This is a genomic window from Mesorhizobium sp. P2_B5, from assembly GCF_056404775.1.
The window spans coordinates 127669-154332 of the sequence record NZ_JBFUDJ010000005.1 but is presented as its reverse complement, the minus strand read 5'-3'; the positions used below and the strand labels follow the sequence as shown (position 1 = coordinate 154332).

Annotated in this window: 28 protein-coding genes; 18 read left to right on the top strand and 10 right to left on the bottom strand. The window is 64.5% G+C overall.

Annotation, left to right across the window (positions count from 1 at the left end; genetic code table 11):
* The first annotated feature begins 61 nt into the window (after positions 1-61).
* The 3 genes from AC1D1N_RS18660 to AC1D1N_RS18650 all read left to right on the top strand — a co-directional run bounded on the left by AC1D1N_RS18660 (position 62) and on the right by AC1D1N_RS18650 (position 2553).
* On the top strand, positions 62-562 hold the full coding sequence (locus AC1D1N_RS18660; RefSeq protein WP_477350276.1) for an MmcB family DNA repair protein: 501 nt from the start codon (positions 62-64) through the stop codon (positions 560-562).
* A 175-nt stretch (positions 563-737) separates the two neighbouring features.
* Positions 738-1484, top strand: a complete 747-nt coding sequence (locus AC1D1N_RS18655; protein WP_477350275.1) for an SDR family NAD(P)-dependent oxidoreductase — start codon at positions 738-740, stop codon at positions 1482-1484.
* 43 nt (positions 1485-1527) lie between these two features.
* Positions 1528-2553: an RNA polymerase subunit sigma-70 gene (locus AC1D1N_RS18650; protein ID WP_477338374.1), complete on the top strand. Its 1026-nt coding sequence runs from the start codon at positions 1528-1530 to the stop codon at positions 2551-2553.
* On the opposite strand, the gene nhaA is transcribed toward AC1D1N_RS18650, so the two are convergent.
* From nhaA to AC1D1N_RS18625, 5 genes are all read right to left on the bottom strand, one after another.
* Positions 2550-3734, bottom strand: coding sequence for a Na+/H+ antiporter NhaA (gene nhaA / locus AC1D1N_RS18645; RefSeq protein ID WP_477350273.1), 1185 nt, complete (start codon positions 3732-3734; stop codon positions 2550-2552). The genes AC1D1N_RS18650 and nhaA overlap by 4 nt on opposite strands.
* Before the next feature lie 360 nt (positions 3735-4094).
* A complete protein-coding gene (locus AC1D1N_RS18640; protein ID WP_112560594.1) occupies positions 4095-4658 on the bottom strand; it encodes an ActR/PrrA/RegA family redox response regulator transcription factor in 564 nt (187 codons plus the stop codon).
* Between the two features lie 143 nt (positions 4659-4801).
* Positions 4802-6127 carry an ActS/PrrB/RegB family redox-sensitive histidine kinase gene (locus tag AC1D1N_RS18635; protein ID WP_162712055.1) on the bottom strand — a complete coding sequence of 442 codons (1326 nt, stop codon included), beginning with the start codon at positions 6125-6127 and terminating at the stop codon, positions 4802-4804.
* 32 nt (positions 6128-6159) lie between these two features.
* Complete coding sequence (gene hrpB / locus AC1D1N_RS18630; RefSeq protein ID WP_477350271.1) at positions 6160-8622, bottom strand: ATP-dependent helicase HrpB; 2463 nt, start codon at positions 8620-8622, stop codon at positions 6160-6162.
* A 47-nt stretch (positions 8623-8669) separates the two neighbouring features.
* Positions 8670-9560, bottom strand: coding sequence for a DMT family transporter (locus AC1D1N_RS18625; RefSeq protein WP_477350269.1), 891 nt, complete (start codon positions 9558-9560; stop codon positions 8670-8672).
* Positions 9561-9586: 26 nt separating this feature from the next.
* Here AC1D1N_RS18625 and AC1D1N_RS18620 point away from each other — a divergent pair, with 26 nt between their 5' ends.
* From AC1D1N_RS18620 to dhaK, 14 genes are all read left to right on the top strand, one after another.
* On the top strand, positions 9587-10285 hold the full coding sequence (locus AC1D1N_RS18620) for a PIG-L deacetylase family protein (RefSeq protein ID WP_477350267.1): 699 nt from the start codon (positions 9587-9589) through the stop codon (positions 10283-10285).
* Between the two features lie 234 nt (positions 10286-10519).
* Positions 10520-11851 (top strand): ABC transporter substrate-binding protein, encoded by a 1332-nt coding sequence (locus AC1D1N_RS18615; protein WP_477350265.1) that lies wholly within the window; start codon positions 10520-10522, stop codon positions 11849-11851.
* A gap of 116 nt (positions 11852-11967) precedes the next feature.
* Entirely contained in the window at positions 11968-12915 is a 948-nt protein-coding gene (locus tag AC1D1N_RS18610) for a carbohydrate ABC transporter permease (protein WP_112560707.1), read from the top strand.
* Complete coding sequence (locus tag AC1D1N_RS18605; protein WP_112560588.1) at positions 12912-13862, top strand: carbohydrate ABC transporter permease; 951 nt, start codon at positions 12912-12914, stop codon at positions 13860-13862. Before AC1D1N_RS18610 ends, AC1D1N_RS18605 begins: the two co-directional genes overlap by 4 nt.
* Positions 13859-14065, top strand: a complete 207-nt coding sequence (locus AC1D1N_RS18600) for a hypothetical protein (RefSeq protein WP_112560587.1) — start codon at positions 13859-13861, stop codon at positions 14063-14065. Before AC1D1N_RS18605 ends, AC1D1N_RS18600 begins: the two co-directional genes overlap by 4 nt.
* 2 nt (positions 14066-14067) lie before the next feature.
* Complete coding sequence (locus AC1D1N_RS18595) at positions 14068-15180, top strand: ABC transporter ATP-binding protein (RefSeq protein ID WP_436257836.1); 1113 nt, start codon at positions 14068-14070, stop codon at positions 15178-15180.
* Positions 15173-16186: an ABC transporter ATP-binding protein gene (locus AC1D1N_RS18590; RefSeq protein ID WP_477350263.1), complete on the top strand. Its 1014-nt coding sequence runs from the start codon at positions 15173-15175 to the stop codon at positions 16184-16186. The genes AC1D1N_RS18595 and AC1D1N_RS18590 overlap by 8 nt, the downstream gene beginning before the upstream one ends.
* Before the next feature lie 64 nt (positions 16187-16250).
* Entirely contained in the window at positions 16251-17894 is a 1644-nt protein-coding gene (locus AC1D1N_RS18585; RefSeq protein ID WP_477350261.1) for a dihydroxyacetone kinase subunit DhaK, read from the top strand.
* 70 nt (positions 17895-17964) lie between these two features.
* Positions 17965-18567 carry a dihydroxyacetone kinase subunit DhaL gene (gene dhaL / locus AC1D1N_RS18580; RefSeq protein WP_477350259.1) on the top strand — a complete coding sequence of 201 codons (603 nt, stop codon included), beginning with the start codon at positions 17965-17967 and terminating at the stop codon, positions 18565-18567.
* On the top strand, positions 18564-18953 hold the full coding sequence (dhaM, locus tag AC1D1N_RS18575; protein ID WP_142867578.1) for a dihydroxyacetone kinase phosphoryl donor subunit DhaM: 390 nt from the start codon (positions 18564-18566) through the stop codon (positions 18951-18953). The genes dhaL and dhaM overlap by 4 nt, the downstream gene beginning before the upstream one ends.
* A 21-nt stretch (positions 18954-18974) precedes the next feature.
* Positions 18975-19277 (top strand): HPr family phosphocarrier protein, encoded by a 303-nt coding sequence (locus AC1D1N_RS18570; protein ID WP_192249570.1) that lies wholly within the window; start codon positions 18975-18977, stop codon positions 19275-19277.
* Positions 19261-20847: a phosphoenolpyruvate--protein phosphotransferase gene (gene ptsP / locus AC1D1N_RS18565; protein ID WP_477350256.1), complete on the top strand. Its 1587-nt coding sequence runs from the start codon at positions 19261-19263 to the stop codon at positions 20845-20847. The genes AC1D1N_RS18570 and ptsP overlap by 17 nt, the downstream gene beginning before the upstream one ends.
* Positions 20848-20858: 11 nt before the next feature.
* On the top strand, positions 20859-21284 hold the full coding sequence (locus tag AC1D1N_RS18560) for a hypothetical protein (protein WP_477350254.1): 426 nt from the start codon (positions 20859-20861) through the stop codon (positions 21282-21284).
* Positions 21285-21310: 26 nt separating this feature from the next.
* The gene (gene dhaK / locus AC1D1N_RS18555; protein ID WP_477350253.1) at positions 21311-22297 is read left to right on the top strand and encodes a dihydroxyacetone kinase subunit DhaK; all 987 of its coding nucleotides are present in this window, start codon (positions 21311-21313) and stop codon (positions 22295-22297) included.
* Between the two features lie 50 nt (positions 22298-22347).
* Here dhaK and AC1D1N_RS18550 read toward each other — a convergent pair whose 3' ends face one another.
* Positions 22348-22452, bottom strand: a complete 105-nt coding sequence (locus tag AC1D1N_RS18550) for a lasso RiPP family leader peptide-containing protein (RefSeq protein WP_192249562.1) — start codon at positions 22450-22452, stop codon at positions 22348-22350.
* 407 nt (positions 22453-22859) lie between these two features.
* On the opposite strand from AC1D1N_RS18550, the gene AC1D1N_RS18545 reads away from it, so the two are divergent.
* The gene (locus tag AC1D1N_RS18545) at positions 22860-23885 is read left to right on the top strand and encodes a nucleotidyltransferase family protein (RefSeq protein ID WP_477350250.1); all 1026 of its coding nucleotides are present in this window, start codon (positions 22860-22862) and stop codon (positions 23883-23885) included.
* 7 nt (positions 23886-23892) lie between these two features.
* Here the strand turns inward: AC1D1N_RS18545 and AC1D1N_RS18540 are convergent, their stop codons facing one another.
* The 4 genes from AC1D1N_RS18540 to AC1D1N_RS18525 form a co-directional block, all read right to left on the bottom strand.
* Positions 23893-24888 carry a serine kinase gene (locus AC1D1N_RS18540; RefSeq protein ID WP_436257828.1) on the bottom strand — a complete coding sequence of 332 codons (996 nt, stop codon included), beginning with the start codon at positions 24886-24888 and terminating at the stop codon, positions 23893-23895.
* On the bottom strand, positions 24885-25319 hold the full coding sequence (locus AC1D1N_RS18535) for a lasso peptide biosynthesis B2 protein (RefSeq protein WP_112560577.1): 435 nt from the start codon (positions 25317-25319) through the stop codon (positions 24885-24887). Before AC1D1N_RS18535 ends, AC1D1N_RS18540 begins: the two co-directional genes overlap by 4 nt.
* Positions 25319-25606, bottom strand: coding sequence for a PqqD family protein (locus AC1D1N_RS18530; RefSeq protein ID WP_436257827.1), 288 nt, complete (start codon positions 25604-25606; stop codon positions 25319-25321). Before AC1D1N_RS18530 ends, AC1D1N_RS18535 begins: the two co-directional genes overlap by 1 nt.
* A gap of 520 nt (positions 25607-26126) precedes the next feature.
* Entirely contained in the window at positions 26127-26480 is a 354-nt protein-coding gene (locus AC1D1N_RS18525; protein ID WP_477350515.1) for a DUF2259 domain-containing protein, read from the bottom strand.
* Between the last annotated feature and the right edge of the window lie 184 nt (positions 26481-26664).

Genomic DNA, 26664 nt, shown 5'->3' with positions numbered 1-26664 from the left:
AATCGGATTTTTGCCCAGGTATAGGTTCAAACCGTGAACAAAATCTGGCATGGTGGCTGCCATGCCGATCATTTCGCCGATTCCCCTCAATCCCCTGATCGACGGCCGCCAGTCGGAACGCGCTATGCTGGTGCGGCGTGGCGTGCAGCGGCTGTTGATGCAGATGGGCATGCATGTGCTGCCTGAACTGTCACTGGCGACAGGCCGGCGCGCCGATCTGGTGGCGCTGTCCCGGCAAGGCGACATCTGGATCATCGAGATCAAATCCTCGATCGAGGATTTTCGCGTCGACCGCAAATGGCCGGATTACCGGCTGCATTCCGACCGCTTCTTCTTCGCCACCCATCCCGGCGTGCCGGCGGAGATCTTCCCGGAGGAATGCGGCTTCATCCTTTCCGACGGCTACGGCGCCGAGGTCCTGCGCGATGCGCCGGAGCACCGCATGGCGGCGGCAACGCGCAAGGCGCTGATGCTGCGCATTGCGCGGGCGGGTGCGGCGCGGCTGCTAGCAGCGGAGCTTGCCGGGGTAGCGGTGCCGGCGCTGGAGGGAGAGAGCGAATAACAGCGCGCCGGGCCGACGACGGCGCTTCGCCGCTGGTGCCCCGACCATGGCTTCGCGCAGGCCCGCCGATCCATTCAGAGAATTTTTTGACCTGCACCGATGATTTCCGATCACCTCGGCTGTCCTGATCAGTAGGCGCGTTGGATGATCCGGCGGCCGGAACGAGAGGTGATTCATGCGATCGTTACAAGGTCAGAATGTCGTCGTCGTCGGAGGCAGCCGGGGTGTCGGCCGCTCAATCGTGGAGGCTGCGCTTGGCGAGGGCGCGACAGTGCTGGCCGTTGCCCGTGGCGCAGCGGCGCTGAAGGAACTCTCCTGGGAGACATCAGGTTTGAAGACGCTTGCGGTCGACGCCACCGACGAGACCGCACCCGATGCGGTTTTCGCCGCGCTCGAGCCGGACGTGCTGGTGATCTGCGCCGGCGCCCTTGCTCCGTCCGCGCCCGTCCAGGATCAGAGCTGGGAGGACTTCTCGGTGAACTGGGAAATGGACGTCAAGGCGTCGTTCCTGTTCTGCAAGGCCGCGCTCCAGGGCCGGCTGAAGCCAGGCAGCCGGGTTGTGCTGATCTCCAGTGGCGCAGCCTTGACCGGCGGACCGCCGTTCGCCGGCGGGTATGCAGGCGCAAAGCGCATGCAGATGTTCCTGGCCGGTCATTGCCAGAAGGAATCGGATCGGCTTGGGCTGGACCTGCGGTTTATGGCGCTCGCACCGGCTCGCATCATGCCAGGGACCGGCATAGGCGATGCCGGGCTCGATGGCTTTGCGGCCTATTTGGGCATCCGGCCTGCAGACGTCCTCGCGAGCATGACCGACATGCAGACGCCGGCCGATGTCGGCCGCGCGGTGGTCGCGCTCGCCACCGACAAATTCGAAGGCAGCTCCTTCGCCGTCAGCGGCAGCGGACTTGCGGCAGCGGCGTGAGGCGCGCACGATGCCAGGAAGGTTCAGCACCGCAGGCTCCTCCATGACAGACGCTCCTGGCCCCGTTGAGCCCTTGGGCCGGCCGATCCTCGATCGACCGGCCTTCGAGCGTTTGACGGCGGCCCACCGCCGCGAGCTCAAACTCCATTGCTATCGGATGATGGGCTCGCTGCATGAGGCAGACGACCTTGTCCAGGACACTTTCCTGAGGGCGTGGCGCGGCAGGTCGCAATTCGACGGCCGGGGCTCGGTGCGCGGCTGGCTCTATACGATCGCGACCCACAGCTGCCTCAACGCCATCAAGGCGAGGTCGACGGCGCATCGCATTCTCCAGCAGCCCGGACGACCTGAGACCGACGGGCGGGCCACCGGCGGGCCCGCCGCCGAGTTCACCTGGCTGGAGCCCTATCCGGACACAGAGCTTCCGGACCTCGTTGACGACGAGCCCGGTCCGGAAGCGCGCTACGAAGCCCGTGAAGCGGTGCAGCTCGCCTTCGTGGCGGCGATCCAGCTTCTGCCGCCCAGGCAGCGGGCCATTCTGCTTCTGTGCGATGTGCTGGGATGGTCGGCTGTCGAGACGGCGCAATTGCTGGGCGGCTCGACCGCTTCGATCAACAGCGCCTTGCAGCGGGCCCGCGCAACGCTGGGCGAGCGATATCCTCAGGGGCGTCCGCAGCAGCGGTCACGGCCCAACCGGCAAGAGGCGCTGCTGCTCGAGCGCTACATGCAGGCCTGGCAGGCGGCCAAGCTCGACAGCCTCATCGAACTCTTGAAGGAGGACGCCACCTATCACATGCCACCATGGCGGGAATGGTACCGGGGACGCCAGGCGATCCATGCTTTCTTCGAGACCATCTGGGGCAATTTTTCGAGCTACCGCACGGTGGCCATCGGAGCCAACGCCCAACCGGCGGTCGGCGTCTACGCACGCAGCCATCAGGATCTATTATGGCGCCCGCATTCGCTGCATGTCATCGAAGCTGCGGACGGCAAAATCGCCTCGCTGACGATCTATGTGCCGCCGCTCGGACCCGAACTGTTCGCGGCTTTCGGCCTGCCGCCAATCTAGTCTTCGTCAATCTCCCCCACGGCCGGCGCCATCAGCAGCACGGCGGCGCCGAGCAGTGCGGCGATGAACGAGCCTGCAAGGATGCCGACCTTGACCGCGTCCTGCAGCGCCACGTCGTTGGCGAAGGCGAGCAAGCCGATGAACAGGCTCATGGTGAAGCCGATGCCGCACAAAAGCGAAATGCCGATCATGTGCAGCCAGCCGGCGTTGACCGGCAGGTCGGCGAAGCCGAGCCGGATCGCCAGCGCCGACGAGCCAAAGACGCCGACCAGCTTGCCCAGCACGAGGCCGGCGGCAACGCCGAGCGTCAGTGGCTCGACCAGGGCAGCGGCGCTGAGGCCGGCCAACGACACGCCGGCATTGGCAAAGCCGAAGATCGGGATGACGAAGAAGGGAACGATCTTGTGCAGGCCGTGCTCCAGCCGGTGCAGCGGCGAATGGTCGAGATCGTGGCCGCTGCCGGGAGACACTTTGAGCGGGATGGTGAGCGCCAGCGCGACGCCGGCCAGCGTCGCGTGCACGCCCGATTTCAGCACCAGGACCCACAGGATCGCGCCGAGCACGAGATAGGGCGTCAGAGCCGTCACCCGCACGCGGTTGAGCACGACGAGCACCGCGATGACGGCGAAGGCGGCCGCGAGATAGTCGAGCGACAGTCCGCTTGTGTAAAATATGGCGATGATGATGACGGCGCCGAGATCGTCGATGATGGCGAGCGCGGTGAGGAAGATCTTCAGCGAGGCCGGCACGCGGTTGCCGAGCAGCGACAGCACTCCGAGCGCAAAGGCGATGTCGGTGGCGGTCGGGATCGCCCAACCGGAGAGCGCGGCCGCATTGTTTCGGTTGATGGCGACATAGACCAGCGCGGGAACCAGCATGCCGCCGGCGGCGGCGACGCCCGGCAGCACACGGCGCGGCCAGGTCGAGAGCTGGCCATCCAGCATCTCGCGCTTGATCTCGAGGCCGACCAGCAGGAAGAACACCGCCATCAGCCCGTCATTGATCCAGTGCGAGAGGCTGAGCGGACCGAGATAGGCGTGGAGTGCGGCGAAATAGGTTTCGGCCAGCGGCGAATTGGCCACGATCAGGGCCAAGGCAGCCGCCACCATCAGGATGATGCCGCCCGCCGCCTCGCCATCGAGGAATTCGCGAAGGATGGATTTTGGCCGCTCGTCGCGCATGTTTCCTCCGTTGCCGGGTTTCCCGGTGGCGTTAGCGATGATGCGCAAAGGTCGATGGCAGGGCAAGCGCAACTCTTTCCAGCGTTGGCGCCGCCCCTCATTGTCCTGCCGGACGTTCGTCATTCGAAAAGCCAAGCAGTTGGCTTTTCGTCCGCTTCGCGGACCATTCCTCAACTCCCCGTATAGCGACGGGGAGAAAGGGCAGCTTCAGCCTAGCCGTCGTTTCCTGCAACGTCGGCGATTGGCGAAACCAGCGATGAGAGCGCCCCTCTCCCCGTCTCTATACGGGGAGAGGATGCCGGCAGGCAGGTGAGGGGCAGCGCTGAGGTTCGGCAATTGGCGGCCTGCGCCGCGTGAACCTCAGCGCGGCGCGCGCTTGGCCAGTATCCGCTGCAGCGTGCGGCGGTGCATGTTCAGCCGGCGCGCGGTTTCCGAGACGTTGCGGTCGCACATTTCGTAGACGCGCTGGATGTGTTCCCAGCGCACGCGGTCGGCCGACATCGGGTTTTCGGGCGGTGCGGCGCGTTCGCCGGCGGTGCGGGTAAGTGCTGCAAACACATCGTCGGCATCGGCGGGCTTCGACAGATAGTCGATGGCGCCGAGCTTCACCGCCGTCACCGCGGTGGCGATGTTGCCGTAGCCGGTGAGGATGACCGTGCGGGCGTCGTCGCGCTTCTCGCGAATGGCGGCGACGACGTCGAGGCCGTTGCCGTCGCCGAGCCGCATGTCGACCACCGCATAGGCCGGCGGATGGGCGCGCGCCTTGGCCACCGCCTCCTCGACGCTCTCGGCCGTTTCGACCACGAAACCCCTGGTTTCCATGGCCCGCGCCAGCCGCGTCAGGAACGGCTTGTCGTCGTCGACGATCAGCAGCGAGGTGTCCTCGCCTTCAACCATTGCGCCAATTGTTTCTTCGCCAGTCATCGTCTCAAAAAATCCTGCTGCCTTAATTTTACGCAGATATAGTTCCTGAACGCCATTGTCCAATTTTGCCGGTCTAAGCCAGTGCATGACCCCGAAAATCGTAATCGATTTTCGGAAAGGATCATGCGCCAAATCGAAATGCCTCAGGCGGTGTCGAACATCGAGGTTCCCACCGATTCCGGGTTTAGGAAGACGGTGCGCGGCCACGATATCTGCACGATGGCGCCCTCGCCCAGCCCGCTCGAATTGCGGAAATCGAGCGTCGCGCCGGAGCGTTCGAGCAAGGTCTTGGCGATGAACAGCCCGAGACCCAGGCCACCGCCGGCTTCGTTGCCCTGGCGCGTCGACATGTAGGGCTCGCCGATGCGGTCGATGATTTCGGGCGGAAAGCCCGGCCCGTCATCGATGATCGAGAAGGTGACGTCGAGCTCGTCCCAGCTCCAGCGTACGGTGACGGTGTTGCGGGCGAAGTCGACGGCGTTCTCGACCAGATTGCCGAGGCCGTAGATGACGCCGGGGTTGCGCCGCCCGACCGGTTCGGGGCCGATGCGCTCGCCCGGCCGCAGCTTGATCGAGATGCCGAAATCGCGGTGCGGCGCCGTCACCTCCTCGACCAGCGAGGTGAGCGGCAGACGCGACAGATGCGCCTCGCCCTCGGAGGACAGGCTGGTCAACCGTTTCAGGATCTCGCGGCAGCGCTCGCTCTGCGACCGCAGAAGTTTGACGTCCTCACCGTATTTCGGGTCGTCGCCCAGCGCCTTTTCCATCTCCTTGGAGACAAGGGCGATGGTGGCGAGCGGCGTGCCGAGCTCGTGCGCGGCTGCGGCGGCGAGGCCATCCAGCGCCGACAGATGCTGCTCGCGCTGCAGCACCAGTTCGGTGGCGGCAAGCGCATTGGCAAGCAGGCGGGCTTCCTCGGCGACGCGGAAGGCATAGATGGCGGTAAAGGCGATCGAGGAAAACACCGCCATCCAGATGCCGGCGACATAGATAAACGGCATTGGCAGCGGCGCGCCCTCGTACCAGGGCAGCGGCAGATGGAAGAACACCAGCAAGCTTGCCCCCACTATCACCAGCCCGCCAAGAATGGCGGTGAGACGCAGTGGCAACGATGTCGCCGAGACGACGACAGGCACAGTCATCAGCAGCGAAAACGGATTGGTGAGACCACCGGTCATGTAGAGCAGGCCGGCAAGCTGCAGGCTGTCGAAGGTCAGGATGAAAAAGGCTGGGAACGGGGTCAGCCGGTGCGCTGCCGGATAGCGGAAGGTCAGAACCAGGTTCAGCCAGGCCGAACAGGCGATCAGTGCGAAACAGAGGCTGACCGGCAGCGGGAATTTCAGCCCATAGGCGACAACCAGCACAGTCAGGCTCTGGCCGACAATGGCCAGCCAGCGCAGCCGGATCAGCGTGTTGAGGCGCAGCCGCTGGCTTTGCTGGAAGTCGGGCGCATGCAGGATTTTGATCATGGCCAAGGATTATAGCCGGGAAAGCAGAAACGCTAGGTGCCGCGCGGTTTTGCCCGAGCGGTGGCAGCGGCGAGCAGCGGATTTTCCGGCCAGACATGGCGGGGGTAGCGGCCGCGCATGTCGGTGCGCACATCGGCCCAGGAGCCGCGCCAGAAGCCGGGCAGGTCGCGCGTCGTCTGGATCGGCCGGTGGGCCGGCGACAGAAGTTCGAGCGTCAGCGGCACGGTGCCGCTGGCGATAGCGGGATGGCGGTCGAGGCCAAACAGTTCCTGCACGCGCACCGCCAGCACCGGCCACTCGCCATCATAGCGGATCGGCACATGGCTGCCCGAAGGCGCATCGAAATGGGTCGGCGCCAGTGTGCCGATATTGCGCTGCAATTCATGCGGCACCAGCGCCATCAGGCCTGAAGACAGCGTGCCCGGATCGATCGCGGCGAAGGACGCCTTGCCTGTGAGGAACGGCAGCAGCCAGTCGTCGAGGCGTTCGATCAAAGCGGCATCCGAAACATCGGGCCAGGGCGCACCGAGGCCGCGATGCAGCCAGCCGAGGCGCTGGCGCAGCGTCTCCCCCTCCTTGCCCCACTCCAGCAGAGAGAGCCCGTGTTCGCGCAACGCATCCAGGATGGCGCGGTCGGCGTCAGTGCCGGTGGGCGCGGGCAGCATACGCTCGGACAAAGTGATGGCACCGAGCCTGGCGGTCTCACGCACGCGGACTGCGCGCCGCTCGCGGTCGAAGTTCACTTCGCGGCGGGTCTCGATCCTGTCGGATAGGGCGGCGCGGATGTCGGCCTCGTCGGCCGCGGCGGCCGCCGTGATGCGGGCATTCTGTGCCTTGCCTTGCAAATCAGCGACGACCAGCCAGCTTTCGCCCGCCAGTGGATCGGCGGCATGCACCATGGCGCCGGAGCCATTGGCGAGCACAAAGCGTCCGCGCTCGCCGCGCGCCCTGGCGACGCGGTCCGGCCAGGCGTGGATGAGCAAAGCGCCGGCACCTGCTAGCGCATCGCCTTTGCCGCCGCCCGCCTGCTTCGCCAGCCGCTCAGCCAGCTGCCTTGCCGCAATGGCGCGCGGCGATTTCTCGGTGCGAAAGCGCATCAATCGACGCTCGAGGTCGGCGCCGTCGCCGCCGAGACCACGCTCGGTGAGCAGCACGGCCAGCATTGCAGCCTCCGTCGCATGGCCGGTCCCAGCAGCTTCGGCGACCATGTGCGCCAACCGTACCGGCAGCGCCAGCTTGCGTATCGCGCCACCCTGCTCCGTCAGCCGGCCGGCGTCATCAATGGCGTGCAGCGCGCCGAGCAGGGTCCGCGCCTCGTTGAGCGCCGGCGTAGGGGGCGGATCGAGGAAGGACAGGCTCACCGGATCGGCGACGCCAAAGGCGGCGCAGTCGAGCAGCAGGCTGGACAGATCGGCTTCGAGGATCTCGGGCGGGGTGAAGGCGGGCAGTGCCGCCGTCTGCTCGGCCCGCCACAGCCGGATGGCGACACCTGGCTGCGTGCGCCCGGCGCGGCCGGCGCGCTGGTCGGCCGATGCCCTGGAAACTCGCACCGTCTCCAGCCGGGTCAGGCCGCTTGCCGGCTCGTAGCGCGGCAGCCGCGACAGGCCGGAATCGATGACGACGCGCACGCCGTCGATGGTGATCGAGGTCTCGGCGATCGACGTCGCCAGCACCACCTTGCGGCGGCCGGGCGGCGGCGGCTTGATGGCGGCGTCCTGCGCCCTGTTGTCGAGCTGGCCGTAGAGCGGCACGATGTCGGTGTCGGCGGTGAGGCGGTCCTGCAGCCGCTCGGCGGTGCGCTCGATCTCGCGCTGCCCCGGCAGGAAGGCGAGCACGCTGCCCCTCTCCTCGGCAAGCGCCGAACGGATTGCCTTGGCCATGGCGTCATCGACGGGAACACCAGCCGGCCGCTCGTCGTAACGGATCTCGACGGGAAAGGCCCGGCCTTGACTTTCGATCACCGGCGCGCCGGACAAGAGTTTCGCCACGCGCGCGCCGTCGAGCGTCGCCGACATCACCAGCAGCCGCAAATCCGGCCGCAGCGCGCCTTGCACATCGAGCGCCAAAGCGAGGCCGAAATCGCCGTCGAGCGAACGCTCATGGAACTCGTCGAAAATCACCGCCGAGACGCCGGGCAACTCCGGATCGTCGAGGATCATGCGCGCCAGCACGCCTTCGGTGACGACCAGTATTTTTGTCCGGGCCGACGTGCGGTTTTCCATGCGCATGGCATAGCCGACGGTGGCGCCGGGTTCCTCGCCCAGCAGTTCGGCCATGCGGCGGGCGGCGGCGCGGGCGGCGAGCCGGCGCGGTTCAAGCAGGACGATCTTGCCGGCGCCCAGCCACGGCGTGTCGAGCAGCGCCAGCGGCACCAGCGTCGTCTTGCCGGCGCCGGGCGGCGCCACCAGCACGGCGCTGTTGCCAGCGCCGAGCGCCTCGCTCAGCGCCGGCAGTACGGCGGACACCGGAAGCTCCGGCAAGGCTCTTGTCGTCATCGCGTCCGCATATCAGCGGTCACTATGGCCGTGCAACCGGCGCTCGCTCACAGTCTTGTTCGCGACAGCGGGCTCCAGCGCACCGTACCCAACCGCACTTCCTCGCGCACCATGGTCAGCAGGCCGGAAGCGCCAACGACGGCGAGGCCGACCAGGGACAGCCAGTCGGGATATTCCTGGAAGAACAGCGCGCCGAGGATCACTGCCCAGATGATCTGCGAATAATGCGTTGGCGCGATGCGGTTGGCGGGCGCGTATTTGACCGCAAGCAGTTGCAGGAACTGCCCGCAGGAGGTGAAGGCGCCCGATACTACAAACCATACCAGCTGCCTGGCATCCGGGAGCTTGAACGAGGTGGCGGCGGCGGCGATTCCGTTGAAGACCAGGGCACAGCCGACCAAGACGCCGAGCATGGTCGTGCGCTTTTCCTGCTGGGCGAGCGAGCGCGTCAGGATGATGCTGGTGGCGGCAAGGAAGGCGACGCTGAAAGCGGCGAGGTGGCCGAGATGCAGCTCGCGAAAGCCCGGCTGCACCACCAGCATGACACCAGCAAAGCCGGCGACCACAGCCAGCCAGCGCCATGGGCCGACCTTCTCCTTGAGAATGACGGTAGAAAGGACGGTGACGCAGAGCGGCGCCAGGAAGATCAACGCATAGGCCTCGGCCAGCGGGATGGTGGTGAAGGCATAGACGCCGAGCACGCCCGACGCGATGCCGGCCCAAGTGCGGGCCTGCACCGCCCACGGCCGTTTGGTCCGCCAGAAGTCCCGCCAGCGCTCGCCTTTCGGCCGGGTGAAGAGCAGGAAGAAGCCGGAAAACAGCGTCACAAAGAAACCGATCTCGAAGACGGTGAACTGTGCGCCAAGGCTCTTGATAACGGCGTCGCTGCACGAATAGCTTGCATAGGCGATGAGGGCGAGCAGGATTCCGTTCGTCACGTTTTTCCATTTCCGGGGAGAGTGCGGTGAAGGTATTGGCGCTCGGGGCGCATCCGGACGACATCGAGATATTCATGTTCGGTACGATGGCTGCCTATGCGGCACAAGGCGCAGAACTCACTTTTGCCATAGCCACCGATGGCGCCAAGGGCGGCAAGGGCGACCCAAGCGTTTTGGCTCGTGTCCGGCGCGAGGAAGCGGCGGCCACTGCGGCTTTGCTCGGCGCGACCCCGCGCTTCCTCGACTTTCCCGACGGCGAACTGGTGGCGGATGCGGCACTGATCAGTTTGCTGAAAACGCTGATACGCGAGACAGCAGCGGATCTGGTGATCACGCATGCGCCCAACGACTATCACGCCGACCACCGTGCGCTGTCGGACGGCGTGCGCATCGCGGCTTCCTTCGCTGTCCCGGTGCTGCATGCCGACACGATGGGCGGAACCGGATTTTCGCCGACGCATTACGTCGACATTTCCGCCTACCGCGATGTCAAAGCACAGGCGATCCGCGCGCACCGCTCGCAGATGCCGGAGCAATATATCGACAGGGCGCGCGTCCAGAATGAGTTTCGCGCCGGGCAATGCAACGGCGTCGCCGGTTCACTGGCCGAGGCCTTCCGCTTCGAGCCGACATTTCCCTTCGCCGATATCCGCGGGCTGCTGCCGCCCGCGCCGCCTGTTCGGCCGGTGACGCCACAGACGAAAATTGTAAGGGACGCCGGCTAAGCAACCTCCAGGCGAACCCTCCGGCAATCATTTCCCAACGATTTCAATCCTCGTTTCGAAATGCTGCGGCGCAGCAACGAATTCACTTGCCTTGTTTAGTAAAAATTGCATCACTAAACAAATTACTAAACATCTGCGACGCACCGCGCCGCCATGTTTGGGCCCTCGGAGGAGCGAGGGTTGAGGGGCTCTTGAAACCGCCATCCGGGCGCGTTTCGCAAATGGGAGGAAGGCATGAAATCGAGCTTGAAACTGGCGTTGGGACTGACTTCGGCGATCACCGCGTCGACAGCTGTCTCGAACGTTGCGCACGCTGAAGACCTGACGCTGTGCTGGGCCGCCTGGGATCCGGCCAACGCGCTTGTCGAACTGTCCAAGGACTTTACCAAGGAAACCGGCATCGGCATGAAATTCGAATTCGTGCCGTGGACCAACTATGCCGACCGCTTCCTCAACGAGCTCAATTCGCACGGCAAGCTCTGCGACCTGATCATCGGCGACAGCCAGTGGATCGGCGGCTCGGCCGAAAACGGCCACTACGTCAAGCTGAACGACTTCTTCGACAAGGAGAAGATCAGCATGGACGACTTCGTGCCGGCAACCGTCGTCGGCTATTCCGAATGGCCGAAAAACACGCCGAATTACTGGGCGCTGCCGGCCATGGGCGACGTCGTCGGCTGGACCTATCGCAAGGACTGGTTCTCCAAGCCGGAACTGCAGAAGGAGTTCAAGGAAAAGTATGGCTGGGATCTCGGCCCGCCGACCACTTTCGACCAGTTGAAGCAGATCGCCGAATTCTTCCAGAAGCGCGAGATCGACGGCAAGACCGTCTATGGCGCCTCGATCTACACCGAGCGTGGCTCGGAAGGCATCACCATGGGCGCCATGGACGTGCTTTACAGCTTCGGTTTCCAGTACGAAAACCCGAAGAAGCCCTACGAAATGGAAGGCTTCGTCAACTCCGAGAAATCGGTGAAGGGGCTGGAATTCTACAAGGCGCTCTATGATTGCTGCACCCCGCCCGGCGCCTCGAACAGCTACATGGGCGAAGGCGTCGATGCGTTCAAATCCGGCCAGGTGGCGATGCACATGAACTTCGCCTTCACCTGGCCCGGCCTGCAGAAGGACGAGAATGTCGGCGGCGACAAGATCGGCTACTTCGTCAACCCGAAGGGTCCGGACGGCGACCAGTTCGCCCAGCTCGGCGGCCAGGGCATTTCGGTTGTGTCCTATTCCGACAAGCAGGAATCGGCGCTGAAATACATCAAATGGTTCGCCAACAAGGACGTGCAGGCCAAGTGGTGGTCGCTCGGCGGCTATTCCTGCCTGAACGCGGTGGTCAAGGACCCGGCCTTCCCGTCCAGCCAGCCCTATGCGCAGACCTTCCTCGACTCGATGGCGATCGTGAAGGACTTCTGGGCCGAGCCGAGCTATGCGCCGCTGCTGCAGGCGTCGCAGAAGCGCTTCCACGATTATGTCGTCGCTGGCCAGGGTTCGGCCAAGGATGCGCTCGACGGCCTGGTCAAGGACTGGACGCAGGTCTTCCAGGACGACGGCAAGATGTAATCGGACCAACGGCTCCTCCCGAGCCAGACCGACGCGTCCCGTGCCACCCTTGGCACGGGACGCAGTTCAGATAAATTCCAGTGTCGAGACTTGACGTGACCGAAGCAGGACTCACCATGCTCAATCGGACTGCGGAGAACGTTGCCCGGGCGACCCCGGAGCCGTTGGCCCGCAAGGTCCGGGGCATCAGCGACAAGGGCCTCGCCTGGCTGTTCATCTCGCCGACGATCCTGTTGCTGCTCGCCATCAACATCTTCCCGCTGTTCTGGGCGATCTATCTGTCCTTCACCAACTTCCGGGCCAACCGGCCGAACGAGGTGGTGAAGAACCTCGGCTTTGCCAATTACCAGCGCATCCTTGGCGACCAGGACATCTGGATCGCCATGCAGACGACGGCACATTTCGTGTTCTGGACCATTCTTTTGCAGACGCTGATCGGCTTCACGCTGGCCTGGCTGATCGACCGCAAATTCCGCGGCCACGCCTTCTGGACGACCATCATCCTGGTGCCGATGATGCTGTCGCCGGCGGTGGTCGGCAATTTCTGGCGCTTCCTCTACGAGCCGCAGATCGGCCTGTTCGCCTACGCCATCTCGTTCGTCACCCGCATCCCGCCAACCGACATCCAGATGCTGTCCAACGTCGAGCTGGCGCCGTGGTCGATCATCATCGTCGACACCTGGATGTGGACGCCCTACGTGATGCTGATCTGCCTCGCGGGCCTGCGCTCCATCCCCGAATACATCTATGAGGCGGCCGAGGTCGACCGCGCCTCCAACTGGCGGCAGTTCTGGTCGATCACACTGCCGATGGCGCTGCCCTTCATCATGCTGGCGGTGCTTTTCCGCGGCATCGAGAACTTCAAGATGTTCGACATGGTCAATCTGTTGACCGGCGGTGGCCCCGGCTCGACCACCGAGGTCGCCTCGATCACGCTGAAGCGGCAGGCTTTCGAGAGCTGGCGCACCGGCTATTCCTCGGCCTTCGCCATCATCCTGTTCGTCGCCGTGTTTGGCCTCGCAAACATCTACGTCAAGGCGCTCAACAAGGTGAAGCAGAGATGAGCCTGACCACCGCCCACTCCGTCGTCGCCCCGTCGGGAACGGCAAAAGGCATCGCCGGCACGATCATCGTCGCCTACGCGCTGATCTCGATCGTGCCGCTGTTGTGGATTTTTGCCACCAGCTTCAAGACGCCGCCGGATTCGATCGCCTATCCGCCGAAGATCGTTTTCCAGCCGAGCATCGAGGGCTATTGCAACCTGTTCACGACCCGCACCCGGCAGACGCCGGAATACATCAACTCGCTGGGGCCGGCGACCGGCTTCTGCGACGAGACGGTGCGCAAGCGCAACATGGTGATTGCCGGCCCGTCCAACTTCCTGCCGCGCTTCGTCAACTCGCTGATCATCGCCTTCGGTTCGACCTTCTGCGCCGTCTTCCTCGGCACGCTGTCGGCCTACGGCTTCTCGCGCTTCAAGGTGCCGCTGGCCGATGATCTTCTGTTCTTCATCCTGTCGACGCGCTTCATGCCGCCGATCGCCGTCGCCATTCCCATCTACCTGATGTACCGCGAGCTCGGCCTCTCCGATACAGCGCTCGGCATGATCCTGCTCTACACGGCGGTCAATGTCTCGCTCGCGGTGTGGCTTCTCAAGGGCTTCATCGACGAGATCCCGCGCGAGTATGAGGAAGCGGCGATGATCGACGGCTACACCAGGTTGCAGGCCTTTTGGCGCACCGTGCTGCCGCAGGCCACCACCGGCATTGCCGCGACCGCCATCTTCTGCCTGATCTTCGCCTGGAACGAATATGCCTTCGCCGCTCTTTTGACCTCGGGCACGGCGCAGACCGCGCCGCCCTTTATCCCGACCATCATCGGCGAAGGCGGCCAGGACTGGCCGGCGGTGGCGGCGGGCACGACGATCTTCCTGGTGCCGATCCTGGTCTTCACCATTCTGCTCCGCAAGCAATTGCTGCGCGGCATCACCTTCGGCGCGGTGCGCAAATGAGCCTGACCCAACCCACCAAACGCAAATCGCGCTGGCCGCGCTGGGCTCGGCGCGGCTTGCTGGAAAACATCGCGACCGCAATCATCGCCATCGGCTTCCTGATGCTGTTCCAGCCCTTCGCGCTGGCGCTCTACACCTACTCCTTCATCACCATGCTTGCCGGCACGGTGATGTTCATCATCGTCTCGAAATTTCCGGAATAGTCATGGCCGAAATCCGCGTCCAACACCTGAGAAAGGCCTTCGGCGATTTCGTCGCCGTGCAGGATTCGAGCTTCGTCGTCGAGGATGGCGAATTCTTCGTCATGCTCGGGCCGTCGGGCTGCGGCAAGACGACGACATTGCGCATGATCGCAGGCCTCGAACTGCCGACCGGCGGCCAGATCCTGCTCGGCGGCGAGGATGTCACCATGCGCCGGGCGCGGGAGCGCGACATCGCCTTCGTGTTCCAGCTGTTTGCGCTCTACCCGCACATGAATGTGCGCAAGAACATCGGCTTCCCGCTTTTGGCCCAAGGCATGCCGTCGGCCGAAATCCGTCAACGCGTCGAAGAAACCGCAAAGCTGCTGCGCATCGACCATCTGCTGAACAAATCGGTCTCAGGGCTTGCCGGCGGCGACCGCCAGCGCGTCGCGCTCGGCCGCGCCATCGTGCGGCGGCCAAAATGCTTTTTGATGGATGAGCCGCTCGGCACGCTCGACACAGAGTTCCGTGACCTGATGGTCCATGAACTGCGCGAGCTGCACAACCGCATCCATGCCACCACCGTCTATGTCACCCACGACCAGATGGAAGCGATGTCGATGGCCGACAAGATCGCTGTCATGAACCATGGCGTCATCGAACAGTTCGGCAGCCCGCGCGAAATCTACGACCGCCCGGCAACCATGTTCGTTGCTGACTTCATCGGCTCGCCGCCGATGAACTTTTTGGGCTTTGGCGGTGGACTGGCCAAGGGGGCAAAGGAAATCGTCGTCCAGGGCGCGAAGGTGGCGGTGCCGGAGGTGCGCGAGGACATCGCACCAGCCGACATGGCGCTTGGCATAAGGCCGGAACACATCCGCTTCGACGACGCCTCAAAGCTGCGTGGCGCGATCTACGGCACGGAATATCTCGGCACGACGCAGATCGTCGCGGTGGAAACGGCGGACGGCATCATCAAGGCGCGCGTGCCGGCCGAAATCCGGCTCGCTGCTGGTGATCATGTCGGCCTGACCTTGAACAGCGCGCGGCTGTCGCTGTTCGACAAGGGATCGGGCCGCGCGGTGCGCACCGCGATCCACGACACGGCCTCTCAAGGGAGAGCGCAGCATGGCTGACGTGCACATCAAAGGCGTGACCAAGACTTTTGGCGACCACGCCGCCGTCAGCAATCTCGACCTCCAGATCAAGGATGGCGAGTTCGTCGTGCTGCTCGGGCCGACCGGCGCCGGCAAAACGACCACGCTGCGCCTGATCGCCGGGCTGGAGCAGCCGGACGCCGGCACGATCCATATCGGCGGGCACAATGCGACGGCGCTGTCGCCGGCCGAGCGCGACACGGCCTTCGTGTTCCAGCAGTATTCGCTCTATCCGCATCTGTCGGTCTACGACAACCTCGCCTTCCCGCTGCGCTCGCCGGCGCGGAAAATACCGGAGGACCAGATCCGCCGCCGCGTCGAAGAGGTGGCCAGGATGGTGCGTATCCACCACAAGCTGAACAACCGCTCGACCAAGCTGTCCGGCGGTGAAATGCAGCGCGTCGCCATCGGCCGCGCGCTGGTGCGCAAGCCCTCGATCTATCTGATGGACGAACCGCTGTCGTCGCTGGACGCCAAGCTCCGCGCCGATCTCAGGCTCGAGCTGAAACGCATCCAGGCCGAGCTCGGCGCCACCATGCTCTATGTCACGCATGACCAGATCGAGGCGATGACCATGGCCGACCGCATCGGCATCCTCGCCGATGGCGTGCTGGTGCAGATCGGCACGCCGCGCACGATCTATTCCGAGCCGGCAAATCTTCATGTCGCGGCACGGCTCGGCCAGCCGGCGATCAATCTTCTGCCTGCCGGACTACTGCCCGATGGCGGCGCTCCGACCGGCACCAAGACGATCGGTGCACGCACCGAACATCTGTCGATCGAGAAGGCCGCGAACGGCCACGCCGACGGCGTCGTCGATTGGGTCGAGCATCTCGGCGACCAGAACCATCTGCATGTGACGGTGGGGGCCAAGAAGCTGGTGACGCTGACCGACCCCGATACGGATCTGGCGCAAGGCGACCAAGTGGTGATCCGCTACCGGTCGCCGCTCTATTTCGGCGCCGACGGGCAAAGACTGATGTGAGGTTTTCGGTGTCTCGCCAAAGGTACGGCACCGGCTTCTGATTGACGAATACAGGACGAATTCGATGAAGCACTTTTTCAACCGCAGGGAAACGATCGTCACCGAGGCGCTGGACGGTCTGTTGCGGACCATCGGTTCGGGCGATCTCGCGCGCCTCGACGGCTATCCCGAAATCAAGGTCGTGTTGCGCGCCGACTGGGATAAGACCAGGGTCGCCGTTGTCTCCGGTGGCGGCGCCGGGCACGAGCCTTCGCATGCCGGCTTTGTCGGCCAGGGCATGCTGACGGCGGCGGTCTCGGGCGAGATCTTTGCATCGCCAAGCGTCGAGGCGGTGTTGGCGGCGATCCGCGCGGTGACCGGACCGGCCGGCTGCCTGCTGATCGTCAAGAACTACACCGGCGACCGGCTCAATTTCGGACTGGCGGCCGAGAAGGCACGCGCCGAAGGGTTTCGCGTCGAGATGGCGATCGTCGCCGACGACATCGCCTTGCCAGATATCAACCAGCCGCGCGGCGTTGCCGGCACCCTGTTCGTGCACAAGATAGCCGGCCATCTGTCGGAGACGGGAAACGATCTGACAGCGATCGCAACGGCGGCGCGCACGGCGGCGAAGGATATCATCTCGCTCGGCATGTCGCTGTCGTCCTGCTCGATCCCCGGCCTGCCGCATGAAGAGCGGTTTGGCGAAAATGATGGCGAACTCGGCCTCGGCATCCATGGCGAGCCGGGCGTCGAGCGCATCGCGGTGCAAAGCGCCCACAAGCTTGTTGCAATCATGGCGGAGCGGCTCGCGGCAAGGCTCGACCCGAAGGCCAACCACGCGCTGCTGATCAACAATCTCGGTTCTGTGCCGCCGCTCGAAATGTCGCTGGTCGCCAATGCGGTGCTGGCCTCGCCGCTGGCCAGGACCGTGAAGCTTGCCATCGGCCCCGGCCCACTGATGACGGCACTCAACATGAACGGCTTCTCGCTGTCGCTGATCGAGCTCGATGCGGCGCGCGAGGCGGCCTTGCTGGCGCCGGTCGGCCCGCACGCCTGGATGCCGGCAAAGCCCGTTGCAGCGCCTGCCATCGTGCCGATGGCGAAGGCAGCCGGACAAAGCACGACGCGCAAGCCGAGCGAGGATGCGCGGACAAGGCGGCTTGTCGTCACGGTCTGCGAGCGGCTTATCGGGCTCGAAGAGACATTGAACGGGCTGGATGCCAAGGCAGGCGACGGCGACACCGGTTCGACCGTAGCGACCGGGGCGCGCAGTGTGCTGGAAAGGCTCGATGCGCTGCCGCTGGCCGATCCGGCCGCCACGCTGGCGGCGGTGGGCGATCTCCTGGGTGTCGCCATGGGTGGTTCCTCGGGCGTGCTGCTGTCGATCTTCTTCACGGCGGCAGCGCAGGCTACGAATACGGGTGCGACCCTGTCCAAGGCGCTGCTTGCCGGCCTTGACCGGATGACCTTCTACGGCGGCGCCAAGATCGGCGATCGCACCATGGTCGATGCGCTGGAACCGGCGCTGAAAGCGCTCGACGCCAGGAACCTGGACACTGCGGCGACAGCAGCCCGGCACGGCGCCCAGGCGACGGCGGCCATGGAGAAGGCGAAAGCCGGGCGCTCCGTCTATGTCGGCACCAAATTGCAGGGCGTGGTCGACCCCGGCGCGCATGCCGTTGCCGAAGTGTTCGCGGCCGCCGCCGCCCTGTATGCAACGGCCTGACGGCATGCTTCAGTTGTCGAATGAAAAATCTTTCGATACTGCCGGCAGGACCGAAACCGGGAATTTGGATATGGCGGTCTTTGATCTTGCCAGGCTGGTCACGGCCGCTGCGGACACGATTGCCGCCCACGCCGAGGAGTTGACCGCGCTCGACCAGGCGATCGGCGACGGCGACCACGGGCTGAACATGAAGCGCGGCTTTGAAGCCGTGCGGGCCGAGGCAGCGGCGTTTTCGGCCAAACCGGTGCCCGAGGCCCTGAAGGCGATCGGCACCAAGCTGGTGATGACGGTGGGCGGCGCGTCCGGGCCGCTGTTCGGCACGCTGTTCCTGGCGCTCGGCAAGGAGATTTCGGCAGAGCCGGATCACGCCAACCTGACGGCTGCCTTCGGCAAGGCGATCGAAGCGGTGGCCGCCAGAGGCAAGTCGCAGGTCGGCCAGAAGACGATGCTCGACGTGCTGCAGCCGGTGCATGACGCGCTTGCGGGTGGAAAGACGGCGGCGGAGATCGCCGATATCGCTGATCGGGCGGCCGACGCGACCATTCCGATGAAGGCCCTGCGCGGCCGCGCCTCGTTCCTTGGCGACCGTTCTATCGGTCACATGGATGCCGGCGGACGCTCGGTCGCGTTGCTGGTGCGGGCGATCGGCGAAGCGCTGGAAGGTCAGCCATGAGCAATGTCGGCATCGTCATCGTCTCGCATTCGCCGCTGGTCGCCGAAGGCACCGCTGACATGGTGCGCCAGATGGTGGGCGACGAAGTGCCGCTTGCATGGTGCGGCGGAAACGGTCATGGCGGGCTCGGCACCAGTGTCGAGGCAATCATGGGCGCCATCGAAAAGGCGTGGTCGGAGGCTGGCGTCGCCATCCTCGTCGATCTCGGCGGCGCCGAGACCAACTCGGAGATGGCGGTGGAAATGATCGGCGAGCCGCGGGCGCAGAAGATTGTCGTCTGCAACGCGCCGATCGTCGAAGGTGCGGTGATGGCCGCGACCGAGGCGTCCGGCGGCGCCTCGCTGAAGGAAGTGGTGGCGACGGCGCATGAATTGTCGCCGTCGTGAGTGAACGGGAATTTTGAGCGCATGTCCGCATTTGCCGAGGCGACCGTCCTGATCACCCACGAGGTGGGTCTGCATGCGCGCCCTTCGGTGAAGTTCACCAAGCTCGCCAAGAGCTTTGCCGCCGAGGTGGAAATAGCACTCGCCGCCAACGGTCCGTGGTTCGACGCCAAGAGCATCGTCAAGGTGATGGCAACCAGGGCGCCGAAAGGCACCATGCTGCACATAAGGGCCAGCGGCGAGGCCGCTGCTGAGGCGGTCGGCGCGTTGGCTGAACTGGTGCGGCGCGATTTCGACGAGGGCGCGGGCCATGCCCGAACCGCTTAGGCTGCAAGGTATTTCGGCTTCGGCCGGCTATGCCGAAGGGCCGCTGTTCAATCTCGACCGCGGCCCTGCGCGCTACACGGGCAAGGCGACAGCCGGCGAGGAGAAGGCTGCTCTGGAAGCAGCACTCGCCAGCGCGACGGACCGGCTTGCGACCCTGATCGAAACCGCCGATGAAGAGGCCGCCGGCATTCTCGAGTTTCAGCTTGCCATGCTGGAGGACGAGGCGCTGACCGGGCCGGCCTTCGCCGCGATCCCGTCTGGCATGCCGGCTGACCTAGCCTGGCGGCAGGCGTTGGACGCTGAGATCGCCGGCTATGAAACGTCAGACCAGGACTATTTCCGGGCGCGCGCTGCCGACATGCGCGATATCCGCGACCGCGTGCTGCGCGCGCTGACCGAGGAGCAGGAGAGCGCTGCGCCAGCGGGCGCCATTCTCTATGGCGAGGACATTGCGCCGACGCGCTTTCTCGAGACCGACTGGAGCGCCGGTGGCGGCATCGCGCTAAGGGCCGGCAGCACCGCCAGTCATGTTGCGATGCTCGCGCGCTCACGCGGTGTGCCGATGGTGGTGGGGCTTGGCTCTTCGCCGGCTAATCCCGATTGCCTAGCCCTGCTCGATGCCGAACATGGCGGCATTGTATTGGCGCCCTCAAAGGCCGAGATCGAAACCTTTCGCCGTTCGTCGTCTTCGTTTGCGGCACGCCGCGACAAGGCCGACGCCTATCTGGCGAGGCCGGCAGTGACCAAGGCCGGCACGACGGTGCGTGTGCAGGTCAACATCGCCGACCCGTCCGATGTCGACGTCATCGACATTTCGACCTGCGACGGGGTCGGGCTGATGCGGACTGAATTCCTGTTCGGCAGGGCGGCGCCGGACGAGGAGACGCAATACCGCGCCTACCGCAAGGTCCTGGAATGGGCGGGCGACAAGCCAGTGACCATTCGCACTGTCGACGCCGGCGGCGACAAGCCGGTGCCGGGCTTTACGGTCGAGGAGGGCAACCCGTTCCTCGGCCTGCGCGGCATCAGGCTGTCACTGGCAAGGCCGGACGTGTTTCGTGTGCAGATCCGGGCGTTGCTGCGCGCCGCCGTGCACGGCAGTCTGAAGGTGATGTTTCCAATGATTGCCGTTAGCGAAGAATACCAACGTGCCGCCGCTCTGTTCGCGGAAGAGCAGGCTGGGCTCGTCGCGCGCGGCGTCGCGCAAAAAATGCCGCCGCTCGGCATCATGGTCGAGGTGCCGTCGGTGGCGATCGCGCCGGAGGCGTTTGCCGATGTCGCCTTCTTCTCGATCGGCTCCAACGATCTGACCCAGTATGTGATGGCGGCAGCCCGCGACAACGCTGCGGTGGCACACCTCAATTCGGTCCGCCATCCGGCCGTATTGCGGCTGATTGCTGAAGTCGCCGCTTTCGGCCTGCGCGCAAAGATCCCGGTCAGCCTGTGCGGCGATGCCGGCGGCGACCCCGCAGCGATACCGGCCCTGATTGAGGCCGGGCTGCGCGATCTTTCCGTCGCTCCTGCACAACTTGCCATGGCCAAGGCGACTATAGCAGATGTTGCGATCTAGGCGTGGCTGAGATGGTCGACAAGACACCAGAACCCGGCTCCGACGAGGCGATCCGCGCCTACAAGACGATCCTGTCGCAGGTCATCGACCAGCGCCCGTCGGGCATGCGCCAGCGCCTTGCCGATGCGCTGGGCAAGCACCGCAGCTTCGTGACGCAAATCTCCAGCCCAGCCTATTCGATCCCGATCCCATCGAAACATTTGCCGGCTATTTTTTCTGTCTGCCATTTCAGCCCGGCCGAGCGCGATCATTTTCTCGCCGCCTATCATCTGGCGCATCCCGGCAAGATGTCGATCGCCGCAGGCATGCGCAAGACGCGGCATGTCTCGCTGATCGTGCCCGATTTCGGCGACGACAAGCAGAATGCGGCGCTCGACAGGGCGGTCAATGATTTCATCCAGAAGATCACCAGCATCACCGGTAACAGCGGGGGCTGAGCGTTTCCTGGTGTTCGGGAGGACACATGAAGAAATTTCTGAATTCAGTCGACACGGTGCTGACCGAAAGCCTCGACGGCTTGGTTGCTGCCCATGCCGACATTCTAGTGGTCGGTGACGAGCACAAATTCATCCGCCGCAAGGTGCTGAAGCCGGGGAAGGTGGCGCTGATCTCGGGCGGCGGCTCCGGCCACGAGCCGCTGCACGCCGGCTTTGTCGGCCACGGCATGCTGGACGCCGCCTGCCCCGGCCAGGTCTTCACCTCGCCGACGCCGGACCAGATGCTGGCGGCGGCCACAACCGTCGACACCGGTGCCGGCTGCCTGTTCATCGTCAAGAACTATGAAGGCGACGTGATGAATTTCGACATGGCCGCCGAGATGGCCGACGGCGTCGTGCAGGTGGTGACGAATGACGACGTCGCAGTCGAAAACTCGTCCTATACGACCGGCCGGCGCGGCGTTGCCGGCACGCTGGTGGTCGAAAAGATCATCGGCGCCGCCGCCGAGCAAGGCATGGCGCTGGCGGATCTCAAGGCGCTCGGCGACCGCGTCAACGGTGCGACGCGTTCAATGGGCGTGGCGCTGACCAGCTGCACCGTGCCGGCGGCGGGCAAGCCGACCTTCGACATTGGCGACGGCGAGATGGAATTCGGCGTCGGCATCCATGGCGAGCCCGGCCGGCGTCGCGACAAGTTGAAGAGCGCCGATGCGATCGCCGAGGAGATTTGCGCCGCGATCCTGGGCGATCTCGGCGACAAGGCGAATGGCCCCGCCCTGCTGTTCATCAACGGCTTTGGCGGTACGCCGCTGATGGAGCTTTATCTGATGTACAATAGCGCCCGCAAAATCTTCGAAAACAGCGGCGTGACAGTGACCCGCTCGCTGGTTGGGTCCTATGTGACGTCGCTCGACATGGCCGGCTGCTCGATTACGCTGACCATGCTGGATGGCGAAACGACGGGCTTGTGGGACGCGCCGGTGCATACGGCGGCGCTGCGCTGGGGAATGTAGCGGAGAGGCTTTGCCCTATACTCCAATCAGGCGGCGTTATGAGCCGGCCGTCAGCCCGCCGGACCGATCGGACCGGACGCACCGTTGTCCGCGGTCACGCTGGACAGCTTGCCCGCCTTGCGCAGCACCGGCGCCTCATATTGCTTCTTGGTCATTTCATTTCCCCCTTTGCCAGCAAGCGCATAGTGGTCTGACAATGGCTTTGGCTTCAGCAAACCGAAAATCGCAGAAGTCTTAAGGCGCCTTTGACGCCCCGCCGGCCACCAGACTGGACAATTTTCCCGCCTTGCGCAGCACAGGCGCCTCATACTTTTTCTTGGTCATTCCAATACCCTCCAGATTCCAATGCAAAAGAATGGACGGAAACCTCGGAAAGTCAATTCATGAGCCGGTTCTGCCACCATGCGCTGGCTTCATGCATGCTTTTCTGCAACATACGCCCTCCCAGAGCAGTTCACCGAAACGACGAACTGCTCTGGCTTCTTGTTTTGACGCAATTCCGGACGGAAAACCGCTTCACACTTCCCGGAATTGCTCCAGTGGGCTAACGTCATCCAGGTTAATGCTGCCATCTCTTGCGCCTGCCGATGAAAAACTGCTGCTGACCTTCGCCGATCCGGAGGCGTCGGCTGCTGTTGGCAGTGACGTTGCTGCCAAAACCTTGCTGGCACTGCTCGCCAATGCCGAGTTCCACGGCGTGCTGCCGATCATGCTGCGCAAGCTCCGGGAAATCGGCGATGCGCGACTGCCGGCAGACGCCGCCTTGCAGCAAAAATTGTCGGAACTGCGCGACCAGTCGACGCTGGCGACCGGCCAGTCGATGCTGTTGCAGTATCATGGCGATCGCATCATGAAGGCATTGGCGGCGAAAGGCGTTCCGGCCCGCATCGTCAAAGGGCCGGTCTTCGCGCGCAAACTTTACCGCCACGCCGCCGACCGGCCTTTCACCGACATCGACATTCTGGTCGAGCCGGCCAGCATCGTCGAGGCCAATGCCGTGATTGCCGGATGCGGCTTCGAGCTCTGGAGCGGCGAGGCGCAGTCGCAGGATTTGCAGGAGTTCAAATGGCTGGAGAAGGAGAATACCAGCCTGCTGATCGAACTGCACGGCAATCTGGTGCATGATTCCGGCATGCGCCGGCGGCTGTCACTAGGCTTTCGCGAATTGCAGATCATCGACAGTGGCGAGGCCGACACGCCGGCCGCGCTGCTGACCATCGCCATCGTGCATGCCGCGGGCGGGCACAAGTTCCACCGGCTGCAGCTTTGCGTGGACGTGTTGCAGGGTGTGCGCGCGCTGCGCTCGCATGCGGACGAGGACCGGCTGTTCGAGGCGGCGCGCATGAGCGGCATCGAGCTCGAACTGGCGACGGTTCTCAATGTGACGGGGCGGCTGTTTAATGCACCGCGCGCGGTCGAACTGGCCGACCGCATCGAACCCGATCTCCCGATACGTCTGGCCAAATGGCTCATCACCGGCGACACGCTGCTCAGCGTCAATTCCAGGGACAAGATGCATTCGCGTCTGCGCCGCGACGCCTTCCGCTGGGTCCAGCGGCTTGCCAGGCCAAAGCCGCATTTCGCCTGAATGGTGCTTAGTCCCGCGCCGCCAGCGCCGAGCGGATCAGCGGGGCTGCCTCGGCCGGGTTCGCACCGACTTCCAGCGTAAATGTCGGAACGGCTTTGACCAGCATCGCGATTGTTGCCATGCGGCGCCTCTGCGCCGGCAAAAGGCCGGTCATGCCGGTCCTGACATTGTCGGCGGCGAGCGCCACCATGGCGTCGGTCCTGGCCATCGGCACCAGCCGGGTTTGCGCGTCCGCCGAGCGGGCGAGATGAAGCAATGCTACGACCGGCCGGTCGACTGTCTCCTCGATGCGGATGATCTCGGCGAGACGTTCCAGCGAGACGGCCTGCTCGCCATTGGTATCCCATTTGTCGCCAAGGCAGGGAGCCACGAAAGGCAGCATCGCCGCCGTGTTGCGGTGGACCTTCACCTTGCGCGGCAAGCCCCAGGCCGTGATACCGCCGTCGGACGCAAGCTTGAGGATCATGACGTCGTCCGAGCACAGGCCGAAGCCTTGCGATGCCAGCGCCAGCGAGGTCGTCGACTTGCCGGTGCCGCTCGGCGCATGGACCAGCACGAGCGCCTCGCGGCCGGGCAATGTCAGGCCGGCGGTATGGAGCATATGCTGGCCGCCGGCATCGAGGGCGGCATCCAGCACCATCATCAGCAACGTCCACTTGACCTTGGCGTCGGGATGAACACGGATTTCGGCCCAGCCCTCATCGGCGTTGATCGAGGCGGTCTGCAGGCCGGGAAAGATCAGGTGAACGATGCCGCCGCCGTCGATCATCCGACAATGGCCTTCCTCCGGCACCTCGCCGTCGAAAGCGAGGTTGCCGGCAGGTGATTCCTGCAGCGCCGACGTCTCGACGATGTTGACGCGGAAAGCGGGCTCGACGGGTTCGGCCACACGCAAGGTGCCGAGCATGAGGTCGAAACTCGGCCAGAGATCGGCCCGCGAGGCCGATATGCTGATGACCTGGCCCTTGAGGTCATAGCAGAAAGTGGCCGCCGAACCGGTCAAGCAGCGTGCGCCTTTCCGGCATCGGCGTGATGGCGATAGATCTGCACCATGCCGGGGAGGCTGTCGCTGACCACCGGCCGGCCGTCGAGGCAAACCCAGCAATGGGCGGACATGCGCGGCGCCTGCATCGACTTCGGATCGACGCCGAAGCGCAGATCCGGATCGAAGCCGGCAAAGCGCAGGAAGCGGTGGGCGAGCAGGCCTTCCCTGAGGCATCTTCGATCGCGCATCAACCAGGGGTGCCGGACGGTGCGGTTGACGGCAGCCACGATGTAGGCGGACGACAGGCCGCGATAGGGGGTAGGCGCGCTGAGCGGCGCCCATTTCAACACCGATTCGAAGCTGCGGCGGCCGATCAGGACCGGCATCAGCCGCGCGCTTGTCCACAAATGGACGCGAAACAGGGTGCGCAGGAGAACACCGTCCGCCATCACACAGCCGGGTCGGCGAGAATGCCTTCGCCCACCAGTTCGGCGGCCAGCGCCGCCATGTCCTGGTCGAGCGTATCCTTGTCGACCTCGAACTCGTCGGACAACAGGACGACGATCTGGTCGAGGCTGCGGGCGCCGTCGACCTTGTCGAGAAAGGCTTCGGTGGTTCCGTTGCAGGTGTAAAGCTGGCCGCTGCGTGCGAGCAGCACGACGGCGCCATCACCGACATGCTGGACCGAGGCGTCGTCGGCCAGCCGCAGAACCATTTCAGAAGCGATTTGGGCCATGGAGCCCCTCCAGACCATTTTCCTGAAGAGGAGATAGCGCGGCGATGCGGCGATGTCCATTACGCGGACGGGACGGAGAACAGGCCGGTCGAAACGATCTGTGGCAATCCGGCAACGGCAACACCTCTACGACACACGCTACCAAAACACGGTGGAGACATCCAATCCTGGGTTGTGGTAAGTTCCACGCCGTCGCAGGGATGAGAGCAGGACTCCGCCCCCAGAAATAGTCGGCGCGCAAACCGTCAAGCCGGCTGTCGGACAGGGTCAAGGTGTTGCTTTTCTTACCTTAAGTAAGCTATGGAGTCGCCGGGTTTTGGGAGACTTACGAGTATGCGTTACAATTGGGAGCGGGCTCCGACGGCGTTCGAACGCCATCGGAAGGCACTGGCAGCCGCTATATTGATTGCAGGTGGCGTCGGCCTCATGCTGGCGGCCTTGCCGCTTTAAGAGCTGATATCCGACACGAGCCTCACGGGGCCCATAAGCCGTTGCTGCCTGCCGCGAGGCAGGCCGCGGCTCATCGTGCGTACCCGGTCACCGCGATGAAGCGGCGGTCGCGTCCCTCAAAACCCTGGCTGAAACGCTGCACCAGCACAGCCAGCACGGCCGGTTTGCCGGGCGGCGCGTATTTGTAGGATTCCGACAGGCTGTAGGTGGTCGGGCAGTTGCGCGAGCCTGGCACAGCCTTGTCCTCGTGCAGCACCTTGAACGGCTTGCCGTCCTGCCCCTGCAGGGACAGGCGGAAGCCGAGCGCCTTGCCCGTCTTGTCACCTTGAAGTGCCTTGTCACCTTGAAGTGGCTTGTCGCCCTGCTGATCGTCCGGCTTTGCATCGTCGAAGCTTGCCGAGCAATCCGTCTTGCTGTCGGCCAGGATCTCATCGAGCTGAATGGTCGAAATCCCTGTTTCATCATAGAACGGCGACAGCCATTTCTGTCCGGCTTGCTCGAGGCGGAAGATGTCGTTGTACTCGACCGTGTCGTCCGGGAAGGTGAACCTGTCAAAAGCTGTACGCTCACCGCGCGCGGCGATGGCATATTTGGCCAGGATGGGTGCG

Excerpts from the sequence above, each read along its gene's own strand:
- AC1D1N_RS18660 (WP_477350276.1), top strand. The coding sequence starts at position 62 with ATGCCGATCATTTCGCCGATTCCCCTCAATCCCCTGATCGACGGCCGC.
- AC1D1N_RS18655 (WP_477350275.1), top strand. The coding sequence starts at position 738 with ATGCGATCGTTACAAGGTCAGAATGTCGTCGTCGTCGGAGGCAGCCGG.
- AC1D1N_RS18650 (WP_477338374.1), top strand. The coding sequence starts at position 1,528 with ATGACAGACGCTCCTGGCCCCGTTGAGCCCTTGGGCCGGCCGATCCTC.
- nhaA (WP_477350273.1), bottom strand. The coding sequence starts at position 3,734 with ATGCGCGACGAGCGGCCAAAATCCATCCTTCGCGAATTCCTCGATGGC.
- AC1D1N_RS18640 (WP_112560594.1), bottom strand. The coding sequence starts at position 4,658 with ATGACTGGCGAAGAAACAATTGGCGCAATGGTTGAAGGCGAGGACACC.
- AC1D1N_RS18635 (WP_162712055.1), bottom strand. The coding sequence starts at position 6,127 with ATGATCAAAATCCTGCATGCGCCCGACTTCCAGCAAAGCCAGCGGCTG.
- hrpB (WP_477350271.1), bottom strand. The coding sequence starts at position 8,622 with ATGACGACAAGAGCCTTGCCGGAGCTTCCGGTGTCCGCCGTACTGCCG.
- AC1D1N_RS18615 (WP_477350265.1), top strand. The coding sequence starts at position 10,520 with ATGAAATCGAGCTTGAAACTGGCGTTGGGACTGACTTCGGCGATCACC.
- AC1D1N_RS18610 (WP_112560707.1), top strand. The coding sequence starts at position 11,968 with ATGCTCAATCGGACTGCGGAGAACGTTGCCCGGGCGACCCCGGAGCCG.
- AC1D1N_RS18605 (WP_112560588.1), top strand. The coding sequence starts at position 12,912 with ATGAGCCTGACCACCGCCCACTCCGTCGTCGCCCCGTCGGGAACGGCA.
- AC1D1N_RS18600 (WP_112560587.1), top strand. The coding sequence starts at position 13,859 with ATGAGCCTGACCCAACCCACCAAACGCAAATCGCGCTGGCCGCGCTGG.
- AC1D1N_RS18595 (WP_436257836.1), top strand. The coding sequence starts at position 14,068 with ATGGCCGAAATCCGCGTCCAACACCTGAGAAAGGCCTTCGGCGATTTC.
- AC1D1N_RS18590 (WP_477350263.1), top strand. The coding sequence starts at position 15,173 with ATGGCTGACGTGCACATCAAAGGCGTGACCAAGACTTTTGGCGACCAC.
- AC1D1N_RS18585 (WP_477350261.1), top strand. The coding sequence starts at position 16,251 with ATGAAGCACTTTTTCAACCGCAGGGAAACGATCGTCACCGAGGCGCTG.
- dhaL (WP_477350259.1), top strand. The coding sequence starts at position 17,965 with ATGGCGGTCTTTGATCTTGCCAGGCTGGTCACGGCCGCTGCGGACACG.
- dhaM (WP_142867578.1), top strand. The coding sequence starts at position 18,564 with ATGAGCAATGTCGGCATCGTCATCGTCTCGCATTCGCCGCTGGTCGCC.
- AC1D1N_RS18570 (WP_192249570.1), top strand. The coding sequence starts at position 18,975 with ATGTCCGCATTTGCCGAGGCGACCGTCCTGATCACCCACGAGGTGGGT.
- ptsP (WP_477350256.1), top strand. The coding sequence starts at position 19,261 with ATGCCCGAACCGCTTAGGCTGCAAGGTATTTCGGCTTCGGCCGGCTAT.
- AC1D1N_RS18560 (WP_477350254.1), top strand. The coding sequence starts at position 20,859 with ATGGTCGACAAGACACCAGAACCCGGCTCCGACGAGGCGATCCGCGCC.
- dhaK (WP_477350253.1), top strand. The coding sequence starts at position 21,311 with ATGAAGAAATTTCTGAATTCAGTCGACACGGTGCTGACCGAAAGCCTC.
- AC1D1N_RS18550 (WP_192249562.1), bottom strand. The coding sequence starts at position 22,452 with ATGACCAAGAAGCAATATGAGGCGCCGGTGCTGCGCAAGGCGGGCAAG.
- AC1D1N_RS18545 (WP_477350250.1), top strand. The coding sequence starts at position 22,860 with ATGCTGCCATCTCTTGCGCCTGCCGATGAAAAACTGCTGCTGACCTTC.
- AC1D1N_RS18535 (WP_112560577.1), bottom strand. The coding sequence starts at position 25,319 with ATGGCGGACGGTGTTCTCCTGCGCACCCTGTTTCGCGTCCATTTGTGG.
- AC1D1N_RS18530 (WP_436257827.1), bottom strand. The coding sequence starts at position 25,606 with ATGGCCCAAATCGCTTCTGAAATGGTTCTGCGGCTGGCCGACGACGCC.